Annotated in this window: 19 protein-coding genes; 16 read left to right on the top strand and 3 right to left on the bottom strand. The window is 48.5% G+C overall.

Annotated elements, in window-relative coordinates; all coding sequences use genetic code 11:
• Positions 1–244 precede the first annotated feature (244 nt).
• Complete coding sequence (locus AC50Y5_RS19775; RefSeq protein WP_494863147.1) at positions 245–2,029, top strand: M3 family oligoendopeptidase; 1,785 nt, start codon at positions 245–247, stop codon at positions 2,027–2,029.
• Between the two features lie 90 nt (positions 2,030–2,119).
• Here AC50Y5_RS19775 and AC50Y5_RS19770 read toward each other — a convergent pair whose 3' ends face one another.
• Genes AC50Y5_RS19770 through AC50Y5_RS19760 form a run of 3 tightly spaced genes read right to left on the bottom strand, consistent with a single transcriptional unit; the run spans position 2,120 to position 4,712 of the window.
• The gene (locus AC50Y5_RS19770; RefSeq protein ID WP_494863145.1) at positions 2,120–2,893 is read right to left on the bottom strand and encodes an ABC transporter ATP-binding protein; all 774 of its coding nucleotides are present in this window, start codon (positions 2,891–2,893) and stop codon (positions 2,120–2,122) included.
• 24 nt (positions 2,894–2,917) lie between these two features.
• Positions 2,918–3,676 (bottom strand): ABC transporter permease, encoded by a 759-nt coding sequence (locus AC50Y5_RS19765; protein WP_494863143.1) that lies wholly within the window; start codon positions 3,674–3,676, stop codon positions 2,918–2,920.
• Positions 3,651–4,712: an ABC transporter substrate-binding protein gene (locus tag AC50Y5_RS19760; protein WP_494863141.1), complete on the bottom strand. Its 1,062-nt coding sequence runs from the start codon at positions 4,710–4,712 to the stop codon at positions 3,651–3,653. The genes AC50Y5_RS19765 and AC50Y5_RS19760 overlap by 26 nt, the downstream gene beginning before the upstream one ends.
• Before the next feature lie 302 nt (positions 4,713–5,014).
• Between AC50Y5_RS19760 and AC50Y5_RS19755 the strand changes: the two genes are divergently transcribed.
• The 15 genes from AC50Y5_RS19755 to AC50Y5_RS19685 all read left to right on the top strand — a co-directional run bounded on the left by AC50Y5_RS19755 (position 5,015) and on the right by AC50Y5_RS19685 (position 21,023).
• The gene (locus tag AC50Y5_RS19755; protein ID WP_056041278.1) at positions 5,015–5,704 is read left to right on the top strand and encodes a helix-turn-helix transcriptional regulator; all 690 of its coding nucleotides are present in this window, start codon (positions 5,015–5,017) and stop codon (positions 5,702–5,704) included.
• On the top strand, positions 5,701–6,501 hold the full coding sequence (locus AC50Y5_RS19750; RefSeq protein ID WP_056041279.1) for a pyruvate, water dikinase regulatory protein: 801 nt from the start codon (positions 5,701–5,703) through the stop codon (positions 6,499–6,501). The genes AC50Y5_RS19755 and AC50Y5_RS19750 overlap by 4 nt, the downstream gene beginning before the upstream one ends.
• Before the next feature lie 98 nt (positions 6,502–6,599).
• A complete protein-coding gene (glpX, locus tag AC50Y5_RS19745; RefSeq protein WP_494863518.1) occupies positions 6,600–7,562 on the top strand; it encodes a class II fructose-bisphosphatase in 963 nt (320 codons plus the stop codon).
• Between the two features lie 9 nt (positions 7,563–7,571).
• Positions 7,572–8,171: a suppressor of fused domain protein gene (locus AC50Y5_RS19740; RefSeq protein ID WP_155973482.1), complete on the top strand. Its 600-nt coding sequence runs from the start codon at positions 7,572–7,574 to the stop codon at positions 8,169–8,171.
• A 70-nt stretch (positions 8,172–8,241) separates the two neighbouring features.
• Positions 8,242–8,643, top strand: a complete 402-nt coding sequence (ndk, locus tag AC50Y5_RS19735) for a nucleoside-diphosphate kinase (protein ID WP_056041281.1) — start codon at positions 8,242–8,244, stop codon at positions 8,641–8,643.
• 233 nt (positions 8,644–8,876) lie between these two features.
• A complete protein-coding gene (locus AC50Y5_RS19730) occupies positions 8,877–10,073 on the top strand; it encodes a GNAT family N-acetyltransferase (RefSeq protein ID WP_494863138.1) in 1,197 nt (398 codons plus the stop codon).
• 678 nt (positions 10,074–10,751) lie between these two features.
• Entirely contained in the window at positions 10,752–11,504 is a 753-nt protein-coding gene (locus tag AC50Y5_RS19725; protein ID WP_056041286.1) for a YveK family protein, read from the top strand.
• Positions 11,485–12,177, top strand: coding sequence for a CpsD/CapB family tyrosine-protein kinase (locus AC50Y5_RS19720; protein WP_056041288.1), 693 nt, complete (start codon positions 11,485–11,487; stop codon positions 12,175–12,177). Before AC50Y5_RS19725 ends, AC50Y5_RS19720 begins: the two co-directional genes overlap by 20 nt.
• 281 nt (positions 12,178–12,458) lie before the next feature.
• On the top strand, positions 12,459–13,346 hold the full coding sequence (gene galU / locus AC50Y5_RS19715; protein WP_056041290.1) for a UTP--glucose-1-phosphate uridylyltransferase GalU: 888 nt from the start codon (positions 12,459–12,461) through the stop codon (positions 13,344–13,346).
• 167 nt (positions 13,347–13,513) lie between these two features.
• Entirely contained in the window at positions 13,514–14,203 is a 690-nt protein-coding gene (locus AC50Y5_RS19710; protein WP_494863135.1) for a sugar transferase, read from the top strand.
• Between the two features lie 256 nt (positions 14,204–14,459).
• Positions 14,460–15,398, top strand: a complete 939-nt coding sequence (locus tag AC50Y5_RS19705) for a GDP-L-fucose synthase family protein (protein ID WP_494863134.1) — start codon at positions 14,460–14,462, stop codon at positions 15,396–15,398.
• Positions 15,399–15,651: 253 nt separating this feature from the next.
• On the top strand, positions 15,652–16,659 hold the full coding sequence (gene gmd, locus AC50Y5_RS19700; RefSeq protein WP_494863132.1) for a GDP-mannose 4,6-dehydratase: 1,008 nt from the start codon (positions 15,652–15,654) through the stop codon (positions 16,657–16,659).
• 68 nt (positions 16,660–16,727) lie between these two features.
• Entirely contained in the window at positions 16,728–17,966 is a 1,239-nt protein-coding gene (locus AC50Y5_RS19695; protein WP_494863130.1) for a hypothetical protein, read from the top strand.
• 4 nt (positions 17,967–17,970) lie between these two features.
• Positions 17,971–19,434 carry an oligosaccharide flippase family protein gene (locus AC50Y5_RS19690; RefSeq protein WP_494863129.1) on the top strand — a complete coding sequence of 488 codons (1,464 nt, stop codon included), beginning with the start codon at positions 17,971–17,973 and terminating at the stop codon, positions 19,432–19,434.
• Positions 19,435–19,529: 95 nt separating this feature from the next.
• Positions 19,530–21,023 (top strand): O-antigen polymerase, encoded by a 1,494-nt coding sequence (locus AC50Y5_RS19685; protein ID WP_056041299.1) that lies wholly within the window; start codon positions 19,530–19,532, stop codon positions 21,021–21,023.
• Positions 21,024–21,033: the final 10 nt, after the last annotated feature.

Here is a 21,033-nt window from a genome sequence, read left to right as displayed (position 1 = left end):
ATAAGCATTAATAAGTTTCACACCTATAAATAGGCTTATATTTCACCCTTGAAACGACAGCTTTGCCGCCGAAGGACGGCTTCAGCCGTTTACGCTTGAAATATAGGAAAGTATATGATTTTCTCATCCTTTCTCTATATTTCTCGGACTGAAACGCGCTGCGCCACCAAAGGACGGCGATAGCCGTTTCACCTTGGTTGATTTAGTCATTAAGGAAGATTGGGCTAGGAGAGGAGATAGACGGATGTCAGTTGGTCATTATTCATTAACATGGAATTTGGACTCGATTTATGCAGGAGGAGCGGGCTCGGAGGCTTTTGCAGCGGAGCTGGCTGCGGTGCAGCAGGAACTGTCGGAGCTTGAAGGACTGCTTGCAGCACCACAGGAGGGAGCCGCTTATTTAAACAGGGCAACGGAGCTTGTGCAGTCGGTTTTGCTGCGGATGCGTCAGTCGGATTCATTCGTGGCTTGTTTGACCGCGCAAAATATGAAGGACAAAGCTGCAACCGCCTTGAATGATCGCATCAAGACGCTGAATGCGGCCTTCCAAGGCGCATTGACGCGCTATGATAATGTGCTGCGCAGCGTTGATGATGCAAGCTGGACAGCATGGATCAGCGAGGGGCCAGCGGCTGAGATTGCATTCAGCTTGACGGAGCGCCGCGAGCAAGCGAAGGAGAAGCTGTCTCCAGAGCTGGAGTCTTTAATCGAAGATATGGCGGTAGACGGCTATCATGGCTGGGGAGATTTGTACAATCTCGTCGTATCGCGGGCGAAATTTAATGATATCGGCGCGGATGGCGAGAAGCGCGAGCTGTCGGCAGGGCAGATGTTCAATAAGCTGTCAGCGAGTGACCGTTCGGTGCGGCAGGCGGCTTTTGCCGAGTGGGAACGGGAATGGGGCGAGCAGGCTGATCTGTGCGCAGACGCCTTGAACCGGATTTCCGGCTTCCGCCTGAAATTGTATGGCAAGCGGGGCTGGGACTCAGCGCTCAAGGAGCCGCTGCAAATGAACCGGATGAGCGAGAAGACGATTGGGGCCATGTGGTCGGCGATCAACGAGGGCAAGCCGGAGCTGGTTAAATATATGCAGCGCAAAGCGAAGCTGCTTGGTGTCGAGCAAATGGATTGGCACGATATGTACGCGTCCATCGGTACGGCAGAGAAGGTCGTCAGCTATGACGAGGGCGCGGCGCAAATTTTAGAGCAGTTTGCGAAGTTCAGCCCGGAGCTGGCCGCTTTTTCAGAAAAAGCATTTGTAGACCAATGGATCGAGGTCGAGGATCGTCCGGGCAAGCGTCCAGGCGGCTTCTGTACTTCATTGCCGAAAAGCAAAGAGACAAGAATTTTTATGACGTATTCGGGTACCGCATCGAATGTGTCGACACTTGCGCATGAGCTTGGGCATGCTTACCATCAGCATGTGATGAATGATTTGCCAGCCTATTCGCAGGAATATGCGATGAATGTGGCCGAAACAGCCTCGACGTTCGCAGAGCTGATCGTATCGGATTCCGCGCTTAAGGCAGCTATGGACAAAGATGAGAAAATCGCTCTGCTGGAAGAAAAATTGAGCAGCGCGGTATCCTTTTTCATGGATATCCATGCGCGGTTTTTGTTCGAGACTCGTTTCTATGAGCGTCGTGCCGAAGGCATGCTGACCGTAGATGAGCTCAACAAGCTGATGGAGGAGGCGCAGCGTGAAGCGTTCTGCGGCGCATTCGGACAGGTGCATCCGCTGTTCTGGGCCTCGAAGCTGCATTTCTACTTCACAGATGTGCCTTTCTACAACTTCCCGTATACGTTCGGCTACTTGTTCAGCGCGGGCATTTACGCACGGGCCGTGAAGGAAGGGGCAGCTTTTGCCGACCGCTATGTGGCGCTGCTGCAAGATACCGGCCGCATGACGGTTGAGGATTTGGCGCAAAAGCATTTGGGCGTCAATTTGGAGGAGCCCGATTTCTGGCGGGAGGCGGTCGCGTTGACGACGGCCGATGTAAAGCTGTTCCTGGAGATGACAGAGGAATAACATAGATCGCTTATTATTGAAGAAAAAGAAGCCAGCAGAGCCGGGAAAAGCTTCCCGAGGCCTGCTGGCTTCTTAGGTTTAGGTTTAAATTTAGGTTTCCGCGCCAATGAGCTGCTTCAGGAGCTGTTGATCTGCTTCGTTGAAAGCTGATCCGAGGCTTGTCTCCGCAGGGCGCATGTTGCTCGTTTGGTATTCTTCGCTGACTTGGATCAGATGCTGGTCTTCATGAACGTCCAAGGCTACTGAGGCGGGGGAGCCTGCTAGCAGAACGATTCTCGAACCAAGCCGTAAAGCTTCATCGCAGTCATGGGTGACGAGGAGCACGGTGGGCTTGTCCTTGTCCCACAGCTTGAGCAGAAGCTGCTGCATGTTAAGCCTTGCGGCTGGATCAAGACTTTGAAACGGCTCATCCATCAGCAGCAAATCAGGGCCGGCAGCGAATGCCCGCACGAGCGAAACACGCTGCCGCATGCCGCCACTGAGCTGGTGGGGGTAGTGATGGATGGCAGCCGCAAGTCCTGCTTCGCGAAGCAGTTCAATGACCTTATCGCGCGTGCAGCTGTTTTTAGCAGGCTTGGCGCTGTTTGGACCTAGCACCCAAAGTACATTTTCGAGCACCGTTTTGCCGGGCAGCAAACGTGGCTCTTGGAACACGCAGCTAATGCGATGCTTGTTGATGCTGCTGTTGCGAATCACCCGGCCTTGCTCGGGCTTCTCCAAGCCTGCTGCACAGCGAAGAAGCGAGGTTTTGCCAATGCCGGAGGCGCCCATCAGGCAGGTGATGTTTCCTTCGCCCAATTGCAGGGAAAAATCTTGGAAAACGGTTTTGCCGCCAAAGGTCAGCTTGATGTTGACGAATTGCATCAGCGTTTCTCCTTCTAGATCATGTTAATCGGCAGCTGCCGGTTCTTTGCGATGGAGCAGCTTTCGTGCGATCTGCTCCATTGAAAGGCCGAGCAGGGCAATGACGAGCGTCCATGCCATAACGTCCGGTATTTCCAAATAAATTCGCGCCGTATTCATCGACGCGCCGATCCCCGTATGACCGCTAATAAGCTCCGCCATGACAACCGTTTTCCAGCCCATACCGAGATTGACCATAACAGCGGCCGACCAGAAGGGCTTCAATGCGGGCATATAAATGCCGGCAATTCGTTTGCCTGCGCCTACTTGGTACACAGCGGCCATTTCCAGCAGCTCGCGCGGAGCCTGCCTGACCCCTTCGACCGTATTGAAAAAGAAAACAGGAACAAGCGCAATCGTGACGATTAGCACCTGTGCCCCGCCATTCGTGCCCAGCCACATGATGGCTAACAGCATCCAAGACACAGGCGGTACCGCCTGAAGCAGTGAAATGGCGGGGCGAATATATGCCTGTACGCTGTCCCGCCATCCGGCAGCCACGCCTAGTCCGGCTCCAAGCAGGAAGGCGAACGCGAAGCCTGCGGCAAAACGGGCGATGGTCCGCTTCAGCGGCTCCCACAGCGCTCCTTCGGCAACGAGTGCTGCCAATGCTTGCAGCGTTTCGATGGGACCGGGCAAAATGACCGGCGGATACAAACGCGCCGCCCCCGCCCAAACGAGCAGCAGGAGCAATGCGGCGCTTATTGGCCGCAAGCCATTACGGCGCGTAGTAGAAGCCATCATCCGGCAGCTTGCCCCCGACCGACTCTGGCGCCATTTTCAGCAATATATCGAAGTAGCGATCCGTTTCTTGACGTGATTCCGCAGCTGTCTTGAAGGAAAGTGTAATTTTGCCCATGGCCTGCGTCAAAACAGCTTCCGGCATGCCGAAGGCTTCGGCAGCCGCAGTTAAATTAGCGCCTGGCTGAATGGCTTCCTCGAGCGCTGCTTTATACTGGCTTTGGAAGGCGGCAATTGCTTCTTTATTGGTTTTGGCCCATTCGCTATTCACGAATACGCCGGTTTGCGGCAAGCTTTCGCCAAATGCTTTTTGCCATTCCGCATCATAATCGACCACCTCGGACAGCTTGCCTTCCAGCTTCATGCGCAGTCCGCTAAGGACTGGCTCCGGCAGCACGGCATGCTTGATCGTACCCGCAGCAAGCTGCTGCATCATATCCGGAATCGTCGAATAGGCGAGCTCAATATCCGAAGCAAGTGCTGCTTCGCTAATCAAATATTTCGTCAACGTGTCGGGAGGGCCGCCTTGGCCGGGAATATAGACGGTTTCGCCTGCAAGATCGGCGAGCGTTTGTTTTTCCGTATCCGTCGATATGAGGTACATGGAGCCCCATGTATTGACTTGAATGAGCTGAACCGGCAAGCCTTTGGCATAAAGATTGCTGCCCACATTAAGCGGAGCTGCAATAAAGGCGGCATCGCCGTTTTGGACGCGGGCGAGCAACTGCTCAATCGTATCCCAAGTTTCTATTTTAAGCGCAATCGTATCCGCAGGCTTGTCTGCTGCAAGAAGTGCTGGAATGAGCGAAGGCGCCTTTGGCGTTAGAAAAGTGACAGCCTGTGCTTCCTGTGCTGCTGTTGCTGTTGCCTGCTGCTGTGCAGCGGTTTCTGCCGATGTTTCCGCTGACGCCGTTGCATTCGAAGCAGGGCTTGAAGCCTGGGGCTCCTTCTCGCTGCTGGAACAGCCGGCAATAATCATGGATACAGCAAGTGTGCCTGCCATTAGCAGCCTGCTGATCTGGTGACGAAATGTACCCATTCGTTTGTCCAACTCCTTAAGTGTTTGTGTGGTTTTGTTAAGAATCATTCTCAATTATAGAGGGTGGAGGAGAATGCACCATCCCATAAATGTGGGATTCACTTGCGCCTGAGGGGCAAGGGGCGTCATATAGGGGTCATTTTTCTCTAAAAGGGGATTTATGAGCATTATATCGTTCTCTTTCATCTGCTATCAGAAACACTAATAGGTTTATGACGTCTTATATATTGTGCATCATATTTATATGTGTTATATTAATTGCGGATAATGACCATTCAATATGATGACTATCTTATAGATAGATATGGTCGAGAGGGGGAGAGAACGTTATACAGCTATCATCCAGGCAGTTAGAGCTTATTGAGCTGGTAAAGAAGCATGCGCCTGTTACCGGAGAGCAACTTGCAGATTATATAGGCGTGAGCCGTCCTACTCTGCGCTCGGATTTTTCGCTGCTCGTGATGCTGGGGCTTCTTGATGCCAAGCCGAAAGTCGGTTATTTCCTAGGCAATGCCTACCGCGGCGTGGACAATTCGGAAACGAGGCAGCGCTTTGATCATATGAAGGTTGCCGAAATACAAGGAGTACCAGTGAACATACCGGATACGCTTTCCGTTCATGATGCTGTAATCACTCTGTTTACCGAAAATGCGGATACGCTGCTGATTGTTAATGAAGAGAAAAAATTTGTCGGCATCGTAACGCCCAAGGATTTGCTGAAAATTACGCTAGGCAATGCGGGAGCTGCATCCATTCCTGTAAGCATGGTTATGACGCGTTTTCCGAATATCGTGACGCTTTCCAGTGATGATTCGGTGGCGGATGCGATTCGCAAAATGATTTTACATCAAGTGGACTGTTTGCCGGTTATTACGTCGGTGGACGAGTCCGGTCAAGGTCCCGAGGTTACCGGTTGGGTGTCCAAATCCAATATTATTCGTCTGATGTCGGACATCGCAGCAGCAGAGGAACTGGGGGAACAAGGTTTATGACAGAAGAAATCATATACGTGTGCTCCGATGCGGTGGGCGAGACAGCAGAGGCAGTGGCGAAAGCAACGCTGCGGCAGTTTTCTTCGGAGCATGTCAAAATTAAACGTTATGGCCATATGAAGACGGAGGACGAGGTTATTCAGGTTGTTGCTGAAGCAGCCCGCACAGGCGGCTTTATCAGCTATACCCTCGTACAGCCGGAGCTGCGCGAGCTCATGAAGGAAGAAGCTTTACGCTGGGGTGTACGCGCAGTCGATGTGATGGGGCCGATGATGCAAGCCTACGTGGATACCTTTGGCAGCTTTCCGAAGCGCAAGCCAGGCCTGCTCCATTCAATGGATGATGAATATTATCGCCGTATGGAAGCGATTGAGTTTGCGGTTAAATACGATGATGGCAAAGATGCAAGAGGATTTATACAGGCCCAAGTGGTGCTGATTGGGGCATCGCGGACGTCGAAGACGCCGCTTAGCGTATTCTTGTCCCACAAAGGCATTAAGGCAGCGAATTTGCCGCTGATGCCCGAGGTGAAGCCGCCTGCTGAGTTGTATCCGCTGCCAGGCCGCCTTATTGTCGGCTTGACGATGCAGCCAGAACAACTGCTGCACATTCGCTCTGAGCGTCTGAAGACGCTGGGCTTGCCGGGTTCGGCCCAATACGCTTCCATGGAACGCATCATGGAGGAGCTTAATCATGCGTCACGCGTCATGGAGGAGCTTGGCTGTCCTGTCATCGATGTAACGAGCCGGGCTATTGAGGAAACAGCTGGCATTATTATAGAAATGATGAACAGCTAGCAGCGCAGCCTTTTTTCCACCACACTTCCAGGGTTGCTGTGCGAAGAGGTATAGATGACGAAAAGTTGGCAATACGAAGGAGAGGGAGATTACAGATGCTGGAACGCGAATTATCTTTGGAGCTTATACGAGTAACGGAGCTTGCCGCACTTGCGGCTTCTCCTTGGATGGGACGCGGTGACAAGCATAGCGCAGACGGCGCGGCAACGGAAGCAATGCGCAGCATGTTCGACACCGTATCGATCCGTGGAACTGTTGTAATTGGCGAAGGCGAAATGGATGAGGCGCCGATGCTGTATATCGGAGAGCAGGTCGGCAGCATGAACGGTCCTGAGGTTGACGTAGCAGTAGACCCGCTGGAGGGAACTGAAATCGTTGCCAAAGGATTGAATAATGCGATGGCTGTCCTTGCTGTAGCGCCGAAGGGCCAATTGCTGCATGCGCCTGACATGTATATGGAGAAGCTCGCAGTGGGCCCTGCACTTGCCGGGAAGCTGTCGCTGCGCGATCCGATCGTGACAACGCTTGAAAAAGCGGCCCTCGCCCTAGATAAGCCAGTATCTGACCTCACCGTCATGATTCTCGACAGAGAGCGTCATGCAGATACCATTGTAGAGCTGCGCAAAGCAGGCGTGCGAATCAAGTTTCTGTCAGATGGAGACGTAGCGGGCGCGATGGCACCGTCCTTTCCTGAAGCAGGTATTGATTTGTATGTAGGCTCTGGCGGCGCGCCTGAGGGTGTGCTGGCAGCTGCCGCACTTAAATGTCTGGGCGGAGAAATTCAAGGCCGTCTCATGCCGGAAAATGAAGAGCAGTATGAGCGCTGCATTTCTATGGGGCTGTCTGATCCTCGCAAAATTTTGTATATCAACGATATGGTCGGCACGGATGATGTGATTTTCGCTGCTACTGGCGTAACACCAGGCGAATTTATGGGCGGTGTTCGTTATTTGCCCGATCAGCGGGCGGAAACACATTCCATCGTCATGCGGGCCAAAACACGTACAATCCGTTACGTGAAGTCGCTTCATTACTTACCGAACAAACCGCTTTTGCGATAGGGTGCTTTGATGAAAATGGAATTTTTTGCTGAAAATGATAGGTTTGCCTTTGATGTTCGCAGAAGCATTTTGCTTAGTGCTTATATGGAGCAGTGGGGCATGCCCGAATATCGGGTAATCATGTCCAAGATGGAGAGCGGCGTCTATATTGAAATGTACCTTTTTCCTGATAGGGGAGGAGTTTCAAGATTTGTGACAATTGGCTTGTCCAATACGGTTTACAAGTCCGGGCAGCCCGCAGCCTGTGAATGGATGATGGCTCTTCCATCGGATTTGGGCGGAGAGAAGGCAGATCGGATTTTTAATTATTTTGCCGATTTAATCGCTCATCATATTGAAAGCGCCACCGACTTGTCCGTACCTCTCGTCATGGGCTCAAGTGCTTTAGCGCCAGAGAACTGGCATGCGAAAGCTTTGTTGCTTGATGAGCTGCGCGGTGAAAGCGATAGCTTGGAGGAGCTGCAGGTCGGCAGCGAAGTTTTTCCACTCTTATGGGCAGTTCCGATTACCGAAAAAGAAGCAGCGATCATTTTGGAAAAAGGAATTGAGGATTTCGACGAAATCTTTGAAAAGTCAGATTATTCTATAATTGATCCTTGCCGTCCGTAATCTAGCATTAGATCAGACAGGAAATGAAATGGATAATAACAGTTTAGAATAGAAGAGAGGAAGTTAGCGTATGAGTCGTACTTTTGTAATGGTGAAACCAGATGGGGTTAAACGCGGCCTAATTGGCCATATCGTAGCAAAGTTTGAGGGAAAAGGGTTTGAGATTGTGCAGGCCAAGCTGATGAATGTAGATGTTGCCCTTGCCAAGCAGCATTATGTGGAGCATGTGGAAAAGCCATTTTTCGGCGAATTGGTAGATTTCATTACTTCCGGCAAAGTGTTTGCGATGATTTTGGAAGGACCGGATGCGGTGCAAAATGCAAGAAACATCATTGGCAAAACCAATCCGAAGGAAGCCCAGCCCGGAACGATTCGCGGCGATTATGCGTTAACCGTAGAAAGCAACATCATACATGGCTCTGACTCAGATGAAAGCGCTGCTCGCGAAATCAAATTATTTTTTCAACAATAGAGATGACGGATATCGGCATTGAGAAGTTTCTCGCCGACTATCGAAGCTCGCAAGCGAAATAAGCTGCTCGCTGTCTTTGTATTAGTGCAAGCCGCCGGTCATGGTTCATGGCCTGGCGGCTTTTCTTTTGCCGCTAGGCCGCTCCCTAATGTATGATAAAAGCAGATGGACGAACCTACGCTTGAAAGCCTAAGCGAATAGTGAAAAAGGGGAAAACAAGGAGGCTATTGGAGATGGAGATCAGAGCACTGGAAGCCAAACATTTTGAGGAAAGATTGAAGCTGTCCGAGTATGCCTTTCAATTTAAGCTTTCACCTAGCCAGCGGGAGCAGGACGAGCAAAAATTCCGCCCAGAGCATGAGCTGGGCGCATTCGATGAGCAAGGGCAGCTGCTTTCGGCGCTTACTTTGCTGCCACTGGAAATTTGGGTGCAAGGCAAGCCGTTCGCCATGGGCGGGCTCGCGGGAGTTGCGACATGGCCGGAGGCGAGAAGGCTTGGCTGTGTAAGCGAGCTGTTGAAACGGTCGCTTGAGTTAATGAAGGGTGCAGGGCAGACGGTAAGCATGCTGCATCCGTTTGCGTTTGCCTTCTATCGGAAATTCGGCTGGGAGATGACGGTGGAGCGCAAGGCGTATACGATTGCAGCGAACCAGCTTCCTCTGCGTAAAGCGACAAGCGGACGAATGCAGCGGCTGGCAGAGGTGGATAGTGCGCTGCTGGATCAGGTGTACGCCAAGTTTGTATCACGGTATACGGGAACGCTTGTTAGAACATCCGAGTGGTGGGCTCAGCGGATACTCAACAAGCCGGGTCATACAGCCGTATATTATAATGCGGACGATGAGGTGGCAGGATATGTGAGCTATCAAATCGAAAACCGTAAAATGACGATTCACGAGCTGGCTGTACCAACAGAGGAAGCTCGCACTGCGATTTGGACATTCATTAGCAATCATGACTCTATGCTGGATGAAGTTACTGTGACGGTGGCAAATGATGATCCACTGCCATTTCTGCTTCCGGACCCGAGAATCAAGCAGGAGCTGCAGTCTTATTTTATGACGCGGATTGTGGATGCGGAAGCTTTCGTGAGCCAGTATCCTTTCGCTTCGTGCGAGCAGGAAGAGGCATTGGAGCTTGTCATTACAGATGCGCACGCCGAATGGAACAACGGCCAATTCCGGTTAGCATTCGATGCAGCTGGTTCGGCACGTTTGACGAGAACTGGCGAAGAATACTCGGGCAGCAAGCAAGCGCAGGCTGCTCCTCAGCTAGCCTTGGATATCCAGACCTTGTCAGCGCTGCTGCTTGGCGGCCGTAAAGCCTCCTGGCTTGCAGAAGCGGGACGGATAACGGGCGATACGGAAGCTGCTGCGCTGCTCGAACGCCGGATACCGCAGCATAAGACGTTTTTGATGGACTTTTTTTAAGAGGAGTACCGCAGCATTTGCCATAGTTAGGACAGCAAGCAGGGTATGGGACGATATTCGTTCCCATGCCCTGTTTTTTGACATGGATAATTATAAGCCTTCATTAATAAATAGGAGACGTGGCGATCAGATCAGGGGTCAATATATAGGTATGGTTAGCGCTTCTTCCACACGGTTATTCCCATCTACCTCTTTTGGCCGAAGCCATTAGTCTCAGGACCTTCTATCTACTTATATATACATATTGTATCGAATTTTGTCTGCAAATCTACCTCGTTATATTTTGGGCTTTTCCTCATCTTTCCTTCAGGAATAAATGTATAATTTCCGCATATAAGTTAGTTTAATTTATGAAAAAGGCCCATTTCCCCTAGATAATACGGAGTTTTTTAGTGAAAACGCTCTCTTTGTTCGGATTGCGCTTTCAGTTACGTTCTGACGCAATTTTATGAAAATATGTGAAAAAGCTATTGACATGATACGTATTGTATCGTAAAGTTAGGGTTGTAAAAATACATAATGTATCACGCAGCAGGCGTTAGACGTTGTAGAAATAGAGTGAAAGGATGGATGATTGACGCCGTTATGTCAGCTACTGAGAAGTCTCGACTCTAAGAGACAAGTTTCTGCTTTTGGGAAATAGACAAAGAAAAACGGATAGCCTGTGGAGGGATAACAGTGGAGTTGAAACAATATATGAAAATGATCCGAAAAAAAATAGGGCTGGTTGCGGTCATTGTTCTTATCGCCTGTGTGGCAGCAGCGGTAAAAAGCTTCTTTTTTACGACCCCTATCTATCAAGCCCATGCCAGGCTGCTCGTTAATCAAACCGCCTTGCCTGACGGCCAATTTTCCCCAAGTGTAGGAACGCTGCAAACGAATATTATGATGATCAACTCGTACAAGGTCATTATAAAATCAGAGACGATACTCGGTCAGGTAACAGAGCGTTATCCCGAGTTGAACATTACACCTGCACAGTTGGCCGGGCGAATATCTGTCTCCTCAGCTGAAAATTCGCAGGTCATGGATTTGCTGATTCGAGATCAATCGTATGCACGGGCCGCACAAATGGTCAATGCAGTATCCACCGTCTTCAAGGAACAAATTCCCCTCATTATGAAGGTCGACAACGTTACAGTCCTGGATAAGGCGAATGAAAAAGCCGCTGCATATCCCATTAACAACAATCCCATTTTCGTCATTCTGGTTAGCTTTGTTGCAGCGCTTATGCTGGCGATTGGACTTGTGTTTTTAATTGAGTATTTGGATGACACGTTTAAGATGGAGTCCGAGGTTGAAGCGGTGCTGGGCATTCCCGTCATTGCCTCTGTACCGAAGATGACGAAGGAAGATGTCCGTCCTTCCCGCAAACGTGTATTGAATAACCAAGGGGTAGGTGAAGGGCAGCATGCGACGATTAACCAGTGAGACGAATTTAGTAGCGTTAACGAATCCCAATTCTCCCATTTCGGAAGTTTACCGAACGCTTCGCACCAACATCCAATATGCCGAAATCGACACGCCCAAGCAAATTTTAATGATTGCCTCCTCTCAGCCGGATGAAGGAAAGACGACGACGATTACCAATCTGGCGGTCACGATTGCCCAAGAGGAACGCAAGGTGCTGTTGGTTGATGCCGATATGCGCAAGCCGTCACTGCATCAGGTGTTCGACAAGCCGAATCGCATCGGCCTCAGCAGTGCCATTTCCAATCAATTTTCATGGCAGGAGGCGGTTATGGATACGATGGTTGAGCATTTATCGGTCATTACATCCGGTCCGATTCCTCCGAATCCTTCCGAGATGCTTGGCTCTAATAGGATGAAAGCACTCGTGCAGGAGTGGAAAGAGCATTATGACGTGATTTTATTCGATACGCCGCCGGTGCTCGCTGTAACCGATGCCCTTATCGTAAGCGCGTTTTGCGATGGCGTCGTCCTGGTTGTGCTGGCAGGCAAGGTGAAGAAGGAAATGGTCAAAAAGATGAAGGCGAATCTTGATCGCGTTCAGGCGCAAATTGTCGGAGTCGTCATGAATAAAATCAATCCGAAGGACAGCGAGGATATTCAGCTGCAATATTATGAAACAGCAAAATCTTAAGCTGCAAGCCGTAGCTTGATTTTCAAAAAGGTAAACGAATGAGGGAGCCCCCGGCTCAGGTCATGCCTATAACACCTTTATCAGGGTAGGCACTCGGTCACGCTGTGGGTCAAGCGACCTTAGACATGATTGTCGAGGGTGTGATGTGAGGAAGGGTTAAATGCCCTGTTAAAAATAATAGTTATTGCCTTTTGTTATAGGCAAGAGGCAATAACTAGCATTTTTAACTTCTAAGAATGGCATTCATAGATAAAGAATAAATAGGGATAGGGTGATGGAAGATGAAGAAGGTCAAAAAAGCAATCATACCTGCAGCAGGGCTCGGAACACGTTTCCTGCCAGCAACGAAAGCTATGCCGAAGGAAATGCTGCCAATCGTGGATAAGCCAACGATTCAGTACATCGTCGAAGAGGCGGTGGCGTCAGGCATTGAAGACATCATTATTGTAACGGGCAAGGGCAAGCGGGCGATTGAAGACCATTTTGACCATGCATTTGAGCTGGAGAACAACTTGTTCAGCAAAGGCAAGTTCGACCTGTTGGATGAAGTCAGGCGTTCCTCCAATGTAGATATCCATTATATCCGGCAAAAGGAAGCGAAGGGGCTTGGCCATGCCGTATGGTGTGCGCGAAATTTTATCGGCAATGAGCCGTTTGCGGTGCTGCTCGGAGATGACATCGTCCAGGCGGAAGTGCCTTGCGTGAAGCAGCTGATTGAGCAATATGAAAAAACGCAAAAATCAGTGATTGGCGTCCAGACGGTGGCCGATGATCAGACGGATCGTTACGGCATCGTAGACATTTTAGAAAAATTTGACCGCCTTTATGAGGTGAACCATTTCGTGGAAAAGCCGGCGAGAGGCCAGGCGCCATCGAACTTGGCTATTATGGGGCGATACATATTAACCCCTGAAATATTTGGCTTTCTGGAAAAGCAGGAAGAGGGCGTCAGCGGCGAGATCCAGCTTACAGACGCGATTCAGAAGCTGAATGAGCATCAGGGCGTTTTTGCTTATGATTTCGAAGGCATTCGGTACGATGTCGGCGAAAAGCTCGGCTTTATTAAAACGACACTCGATTTCGCCTTGCAAAACCAAGAGCTTCGCGGCCAGCTGCTATCCGTTCTGGAGGATATTTTGGTCAGAGAGCAGCTGATTAAAGCAAACTAGTAGCTTTCGGCCGTTTCACCTTGAATTCTAAGAATTTATAAGTTTCATCCTTATATGTGATTAGAATTCTCCGACAAAGCTCTTCGCACGTCCCAGAAGGACGACGAAGTCGTTTTTGCTTAGAGTATTGAAATCGTTATTCTACTATTTAATCGAGGTGATTGCGAATGCCCCCATCCCCGCAGCGCAATGATGCCAGGGCCGTATTGGAAGGCGGTTTTAATGCAAGCTATGAAAAAAGAAAGTCGCTGCGCCTCTATTTAATGGCAAAGCGGGCAGTGGATATTATCGGGGCAGCTACAGGCATTATGATTTTATCGCCGATTCTGATTCTCGTGGCTGTTCTCATCAAGCTGGAGGACCCGCGCGGCAAAATCTTCTTTTACCAGACGAGGGTTGGTCGTAATGAGCGGACATTTAATATGTACAAATTCCGTTCCATGGTGTCCAACGCCGAGGAAATGCTGGAGGATTTGCTTAGCCAAAATGAAGTAGAAGGCGCCATGTTCAAAATGAAGGAAGACCCGCGCATTACGAAGATCGGCCGTTTTATACGGAAAACGAGCATTGATGAGCTGCCGCAGTTTTGGAACGTGCTTCGCGGCGATATGTCGCTCGTCGGTCCTCGACCACCGCTGCCGCGGGAAGTCGAAAGCTACAGCAGCTATGACAAGCTGCGCTTGCGCGTAACGCCTGGCTGTACCGGTTTATGGCAGGTGAGCGGCCGAAATGAACTGAATTTTCATGAAATGGTGGAGCTTGACCTCCAATATATTAAGCAAAGAAGCATTATTTTCGATATTAAAATTATTTTGCTGACTGTTAAGGTGATGTTCGGCTCAAAGGATGCATATTAGGGGCGTGGCTTTAAAACCTTAATTTTAAAAGAATGATGAAAAAGAAGCTTCGCTGCATGAAAAGCTTGGCTTCCGATCGCCATTGACCCCCAATTTCTCCATCTAAACCGCATCTGCGGTGGAAATTTCGGGTCAAAAGCGAACGCTGTCGCTTCTCCAGTCCAAGCTTTTCATTCCGCTTCGTCTTTTTCACCATGCTTTTATAAAATATAAGGCTTAAAAAGCACAGCCCGCTAAAAGGGAGAGGAATAAAGGGATGGAACTAGGAGCTAAAATTTATGTGGCGGGACACCGCGGGCTTGTTGGCTCGGCTATCGTCAGAGCCCTTCACGAGCAAGGCTATCAAAATCTTGTCTACCGTACTAGCGCGGAGCTGGACTTGCGCAAAAAGGATGAGGTGCTCGCTTTTTTCCAGCAAGAAGCTTTCGATTATGTGTTTCTCGCTGCAGCTAAAGTGGGCGGCATCGTGGCAAACAACGATTACCCAGCCGACTTTATTCGCGATAATTTGCTCATTCAAACGAATGTGATTGATGCCGCTTATCAAACGCATGTTGGCAAGCTGCTGTTTCTTGGATCAACCTGCATTTATCCTAAATTTGCTCCGCAGCCGCTGAAAGAGGAATATTTGCTGACAGGCGAGCTGGAGCCAACGAATGCGCCTTATGCGATTGCCAAAATCGCCGGCATCCAAATGTGCCAATCGTATAACCGGCAATACGGTACAACCTACATTTCCGCTATGCCAACGAACCTCTACGGGCCCAACGACAACTTCGATTTAAAAACTTCTCATGTATTGCCCGCACTTATTCGTAAATTTCATGAAGCAAAGCAATCCGGCCAGCCATCTGTGGAAGTATGGGGCTCCGGCAATCCGAAGCGCGAGTTTCTTCACTCCGATGATTTGGCGGATGCCTGCATCTACTTAATGCGCCATTATGAAGGCAATGACATCGTCAATATTGGCGTAGGAGAAGACATTTCAATTAAAGAGCTCGCAGAGCTGATAGGCTCTATCGTGGGATATGAAGGGGAAATTACATTCAATACAACCGTTGCTGACGGAACGCCGCGCAAGCTGGTCGATGTATCGAAGCTGAACAGGCTCGGCTGGAAATCCAGCATTACGCTGGAAGAAGGACTACGCTCGGTATATACCGCATATCAGAAGGAAGCTCTAGTCAATCATTAATATTTAAAAACCAGACACATGTGATGAAATGTCGTAGCGGAGTGAAAAGAGCCTGCTGGAGAAACGAAGTGTTCGTTTAAAGCTTTCCGTAGGAAAGCAGCATCGTAAGCATATGTTTTTGTCCTTGAATTTCTACCGTTTGATGGGAGATTCAGAGAAATTCAAGGGCAATGGCGATCGGAAGCAGGTCCTTTTCACGCAGCGCAGACACATTTCCATCACAGTATACAATAATCCCTTTGGAGGAATGAAGATGAAGAGAGCGCTAGTAACCGGTGTAACCGGGCAGGACGGATCGTATTTGGCCGAATTTTTGCTGGAAAAAGGCTACAAGGTGTATGGCATGAGAAGAAGAACGAGCACGCCAAACTATGAAAATGTCGCTCATATTAAAAATCAGATCGAGTGGATTTCCGGCGATTTGACGGATCTTGCTTCCTTAATCGAAGCGGTACGCATTTCCAATCCGGATGAGGTATATAATTTGGCGGCGCAATCGTTCGTAGCCGCTTCCTGGCCACAGCCGCTGGCTACCGCGCAGCTGACGGCGCTTGCGGTTACCAATATGCTGGAAGCCGTTCGCATCGTTAAGCCGGAAGCGCGTTTCTATCAAGCATCCAGCAGCGAAATGTATGGCAAAGTGCAAGAGACGCCGCAAAAGGAAACGACACCTTTTTACCCGCGCAGTCCCTATGGCGTTGCCAAAGTATACGGCCACTGGATTACGGTCAACTACCGCGAAAGCTTTAATATGTTCGCCTGCTCGGGCATTTTGTTCAACCACGAATCGCCTCGGCGCGGCCTTGAGTTCGTAACGCGCAAAGTAACGGATGCCGCTGCCCGCATTAAGCTCGGTGTGCAAAATGAGCTGCGCATGGGCAATTTGGATGCGCTGCGCGATTGGGGCTTCGCAGGCGATTATATTAAGGCGATGTGGCTGATGCTCCAGCAGGATGAAGCGGATGATTTCGTTATTTCGACGGGGGAAATGCACACGGTTCGCGAGCTGCTGGAGGTTGCGTTTTCCTATGTAGGGCTTGATTACAGCAAATATGTCGTCATAGATCCTGAATTTGTACGTCCGGCAGAAGTCGATTTGCTGCTGGGTGATTGTACAAAAGCGAAAGAGAAGCTTGGCTGGGAGCTGGAGGTTGGTTTTCAGCAGTTGATTCATATGATGGTTGATGAGGATTTGAAACGGGTTCGTGCAGAAACAGCCTATAACAACAGCTTGATTGGCGCAGCAGGGGCAGGCGTTTAATAGAAAGCAGAACAGGGCGGCAGAGCAATTTTGCCGCTCTTTATTATTGAAGAAAGCTGGAGTGAGCGATGATTAAAATTAAACCGGTAATCGAGCATGAAGGCATTTGCCGGCACTGCGGCGTTGTTCTTGCCAATGAACGAGTGCTGTGGCAGGGCATTCATGTATGCGTGGAAGCGTGCTGTCCTGCCTGCGGCGGCGAATATGTGGAGGATTTGAAAGTGGGTCATGCGACGACCTATCCTTATTTAATTGACCGGGCGTCGTACACGCTTAGTGGTCATGAGGAATCCAAAGGCTGGCTCGGCAATCCGCTGCTTCACAGCATCCAGCATCCAACTGCTGATGAACAGGTCAGGCTTGAGGTAGAGATTAAAGAGGCTTGCCGTGATGTGGTCATCATTAACTGCATCGACTTTCTCTACGGTCATTCCCTGCTCAAGCTGTTGAACGCTGAACGTGAACGTATCGAAAATCCGGATATTGGCATCATCGTCCTCGTGCAGTCGTTTATGAAATGGATGGTACCGGATTATGCAGCTGAGGTATGGACGGTCAATGTGCCGCTCTCCAAAGCGCAGCAGTTCTATCCACAGCTGGATGAGCAAATTTCAGCGCAATGCGAGCGTTTTGAGCAGGTTTTCGTCAGCAGAGCGTATTCGCACCCGAGCCGGTTCAATATAGAGCATTTTACGAAAATGCGTCCGTTTCAGATGGAGGAGCCCCAGCCTGGGCCGACACGAATTACTTTTATTTGGCGTGAGGATCGGGTATGGCTCGATAATCCTTATGTCATTAAAGCGGCGAAGCGCTATAAGCTGCTGCGCATGCTGCTTAAGCCGATTATTTGGTCGCAGCGCAACAAGATCGTCAAGCTTTTCAGCAAAATTAGAAAGCAGGAGAAGGACGTCAAGTTCAGCGTAGTCGGCCTCGGCCGCTCCTTCGCTTTCCCGGATTGGATTGATGATTGCCGTGTAAGCAAATTCAATCTGGAAGCGGAGCTGAAGGCTTGCGAGATTTATGCATCCAGCGCGGTCATTGTCGGGGTGCATGGTTCCAATATGCTGCTGCCCTCCGCGCTTGGCGGCATGGTTGTTAATTTAATGCCGGCGGACAAATGGGGCAATTTCGCCCAGGATATTTTGTTCACGGAAGAGAATAATCGCATTTCGGCGTATATGTACCGTTTTCTGCCCTTGGAGACGAAAATTAAGGTGCTGGGCAAAATCATTTCCAGCCAAATTTCCGGCTTCACACATTATCACGATCAAATGAAGGAAGACATTATGATGAGTAGGAATGGGTAGGCTTATGGGCAAAATAAAGCAAATCTTGCAAGCGAAGGACCATCCGTTCTGGGTCATTATCCAGCAGTTTGTGACGAAGGTGCTGACGGGCGTCAAGTTCCTCATTATCGCCCGCATGCTCGGTCCGGCTGAGATGGGTTTGGTCAGCATTGCGCTCGTGAGCCTTTCGATTATTGAGCTGCTCACGCAGCTTGGCGTCATGGAAGGGATCATTCAGAGGAAAGAAGACTTGAACCATCAGCAGAAAAATGCGCTTTGGACGATGATGCTGGCGAGAGGCGTAGGCATCAGCCTCGTACTGCTCATAACCGCGCCTTATATTGCGCAGCTGTTCGGCGAGGGCCGGGCGACGTCCTTGCTGCTGCTGGCAGCGGGCGTTCCTCTCGCAACCAATGCGGTCAGCATTAAATGGTATGAGCGAATGCGCCATAAGGATTTTCGCTCAACGGGCATTTTGCAGCTGATTACGATTATGCTCGATTTAAGCTTATCCGTCATGCTCGTCGTTGTGCTGAATTCGCCAATTGGCGTCATTGCCGGCCAGCTTATCGCCCAGTTGTTCCGCTGCACGGCTTCCTTCGTCTGGTTCAAGGATAAGCCGAAGCTGAGCCGCGATATGGGCAGCATCGCCGATATTCGCAAATACGGCAAATGGATTTGGGCGAACAGCATTTCGACACTTGTGCTTTATCAATTGGATAAGGTCATTGCCTCCCGCTTTCTGGGAACGACGATGCTCGGACTATATCAGACGTCGCAGAAGCTCAGCCAAATGAGCATCAGCGATGCGTCTTATGCGCTCGGGCAATATTTTTTCCCGGTGCTTTCCAAGCTTAATCGGGAGGATCACAGCCAGCTGAAGGTGCAGTTTATACAAATGCTGTTTATTATCTTCTCGTTTTCAATTGTTACTTCAGGTTATGTGTTATTCAACGCAGAAACAATTATTGTTTTATTATTGGGTAATGAGTGGATTGAGTTAAGTCCGTTGCTCGGTCTAATGCTGCTTAACGCAAGTATTGCTGGTATTATGAATGTTTTTGTTGTTGCATTGCGTGCCATAGGTAAGCCACGGGTAGTAACCATTACATCTTATATTCAGTTGGGTATTTATGTGCCATTAGCTATAGCTGGCGTTTTCTATTATCAAGTTTATGGACTGATTTACGCCAGTATTATAGGAGCAGCCACCACCACGGTTTTATTGTTTATTTCCTGTTTTAAAAGAATGAATCTATGGGGTGAGCTCGTTTATTTAAGAGGGGTTTTTGCTAACCTCTTATTTGTCATTATTATGTTTATTATTTCAATTACAGCTGGAAATCAACTGACCTTTATTATATCAACAATCTTATATCTAATATTTGCATACAGGTTAGTAGCGAAGCTAAAAGTCAAGGTGAAACGGCTGTCGCCGTCTTTTGACGGCGCGGCGCGTTTCAGTCCGGGAAATAGAGAGAAAGTATGAAAAATTCATATACTTTCCTATATTTTAAAAAAGTGCAGGCGATTGATGAAATAAGCGTACCTGTAAAAATTTAATTGCGCAAAAGGAACGTGCTTATGGAACCTAAATTAGCTTTGCATAAAAACAATTCAATTGATTATATGGTAGGGTTTTATTTCATTATCTTTTGCTACACAGCTATTCTAATTCCTTTACTGGAGCTTTATAAAACGGTATTGCTAGATACGTCATTTAATTATCTTAACCTGGGCTTGAGCTGGTTTATTATGTTTTATGCAATGGGACGGCTTTCTTTACTTATGATGGGCGATACAAGAAGATTAATTGAACTGTTTTTCTGGATTTTTGTATACATTTGGATGGGTTATGTTCCTTTCCAACAAGTCCTTACGGAGAGTTTTCCTTTGTCGGGAACTTACTCCAGTGATGATATTCGCTTTGCGCTGTTTGTTGTTATAGCGGGCATTCTTTCCTTCGACCTTGGTGGTTTTCTCCATAATAGCTTGAACAAGAGACGGGAGAGAAAAGCCGATTATGATGATCGATCGAATTTAAATTTGTTTAAAATCGACAAAATACAAGTAAACGAGAAAAAGTTTATTATTTTTACGCTGATTGCGCTGTTTATATGTGCAATTATTATTTTGAAAATTGGAGGCGTTAGTGCATTATTTCTCAATAGACAAATCTTTAATGCTCAGTTTGGCGGGAAAATTGAGTTTCTTTTGTTATCCAGTTTTTTAAAGGTATCCATATTCGTATGTCTTGTACTTGGCGTTATATATTATAAGCATTCAAAAATAAAGCTTTCCTTAGGAACACAGCTATGGATCTTCTTTATTGGTATCGTTAATTTTATGATCAATAATCCTATTTCGGGAGCTAGATACTGGATAGGCTCGATGATATTAACCCTATGCTTTTTACTATTGCCATGGGGGAAGCGATCATTTTATAAATGGGTCATTATGCTTTTATGTTTATTGCTATTTGTATTTCCTAAATCAGATATGTTTAGGCATACAACAGATACGACGAAAATTGTCCAAAGTCTTACTGCCCAAAGTAATATGGCGACAGATGGAGATTATGATGCCTTTCAAATGACGCTAAACACAGTTAAATATGTTGATCTGTTTGGTCATACGAATGGGGAACAGTTATTAGTTGCTTTTCTTTTCTGGGTTCCAAGATTTATTTGGGCAAATAAACCTTTTGGCTCAGGAACGACAGTAGCGGATGCCCTCGGATACGATTTTACTAATTTATCATGTCCGCTATGGGCAGAGTTTTACATTGACTTTGGTTTGCCTGGAGTTGTGCTTCTGTTTATATTGTATGGATATTTTACTCAGAAGGCACAGAAGGCCTATGAACGAGCGGTAACAACGAATGAAATTTCAGTGGCGAGATTATGTGTGCCTTATTATGCTCCGTTTCAAATTTTTTTGCTAAGAGGAGAGCTGATGAGCGGAACCTCCTATTTAACGGCATATCTTTTCTTTGTTTTAATCGGATATTGGTTTTTTAAGCAAAAACAGGAGCCGTTAAATCAGGCATATCCAGACTTTAAAAGTGTCTCGAGTTAAATGAATATAA

It is taken from the genome of Paenibacillus sp. JT22N7 (assembly GCF_059383875.1).
This window is presented reverse-complemented; position numbering and strand designations above follow the sequence as displayed.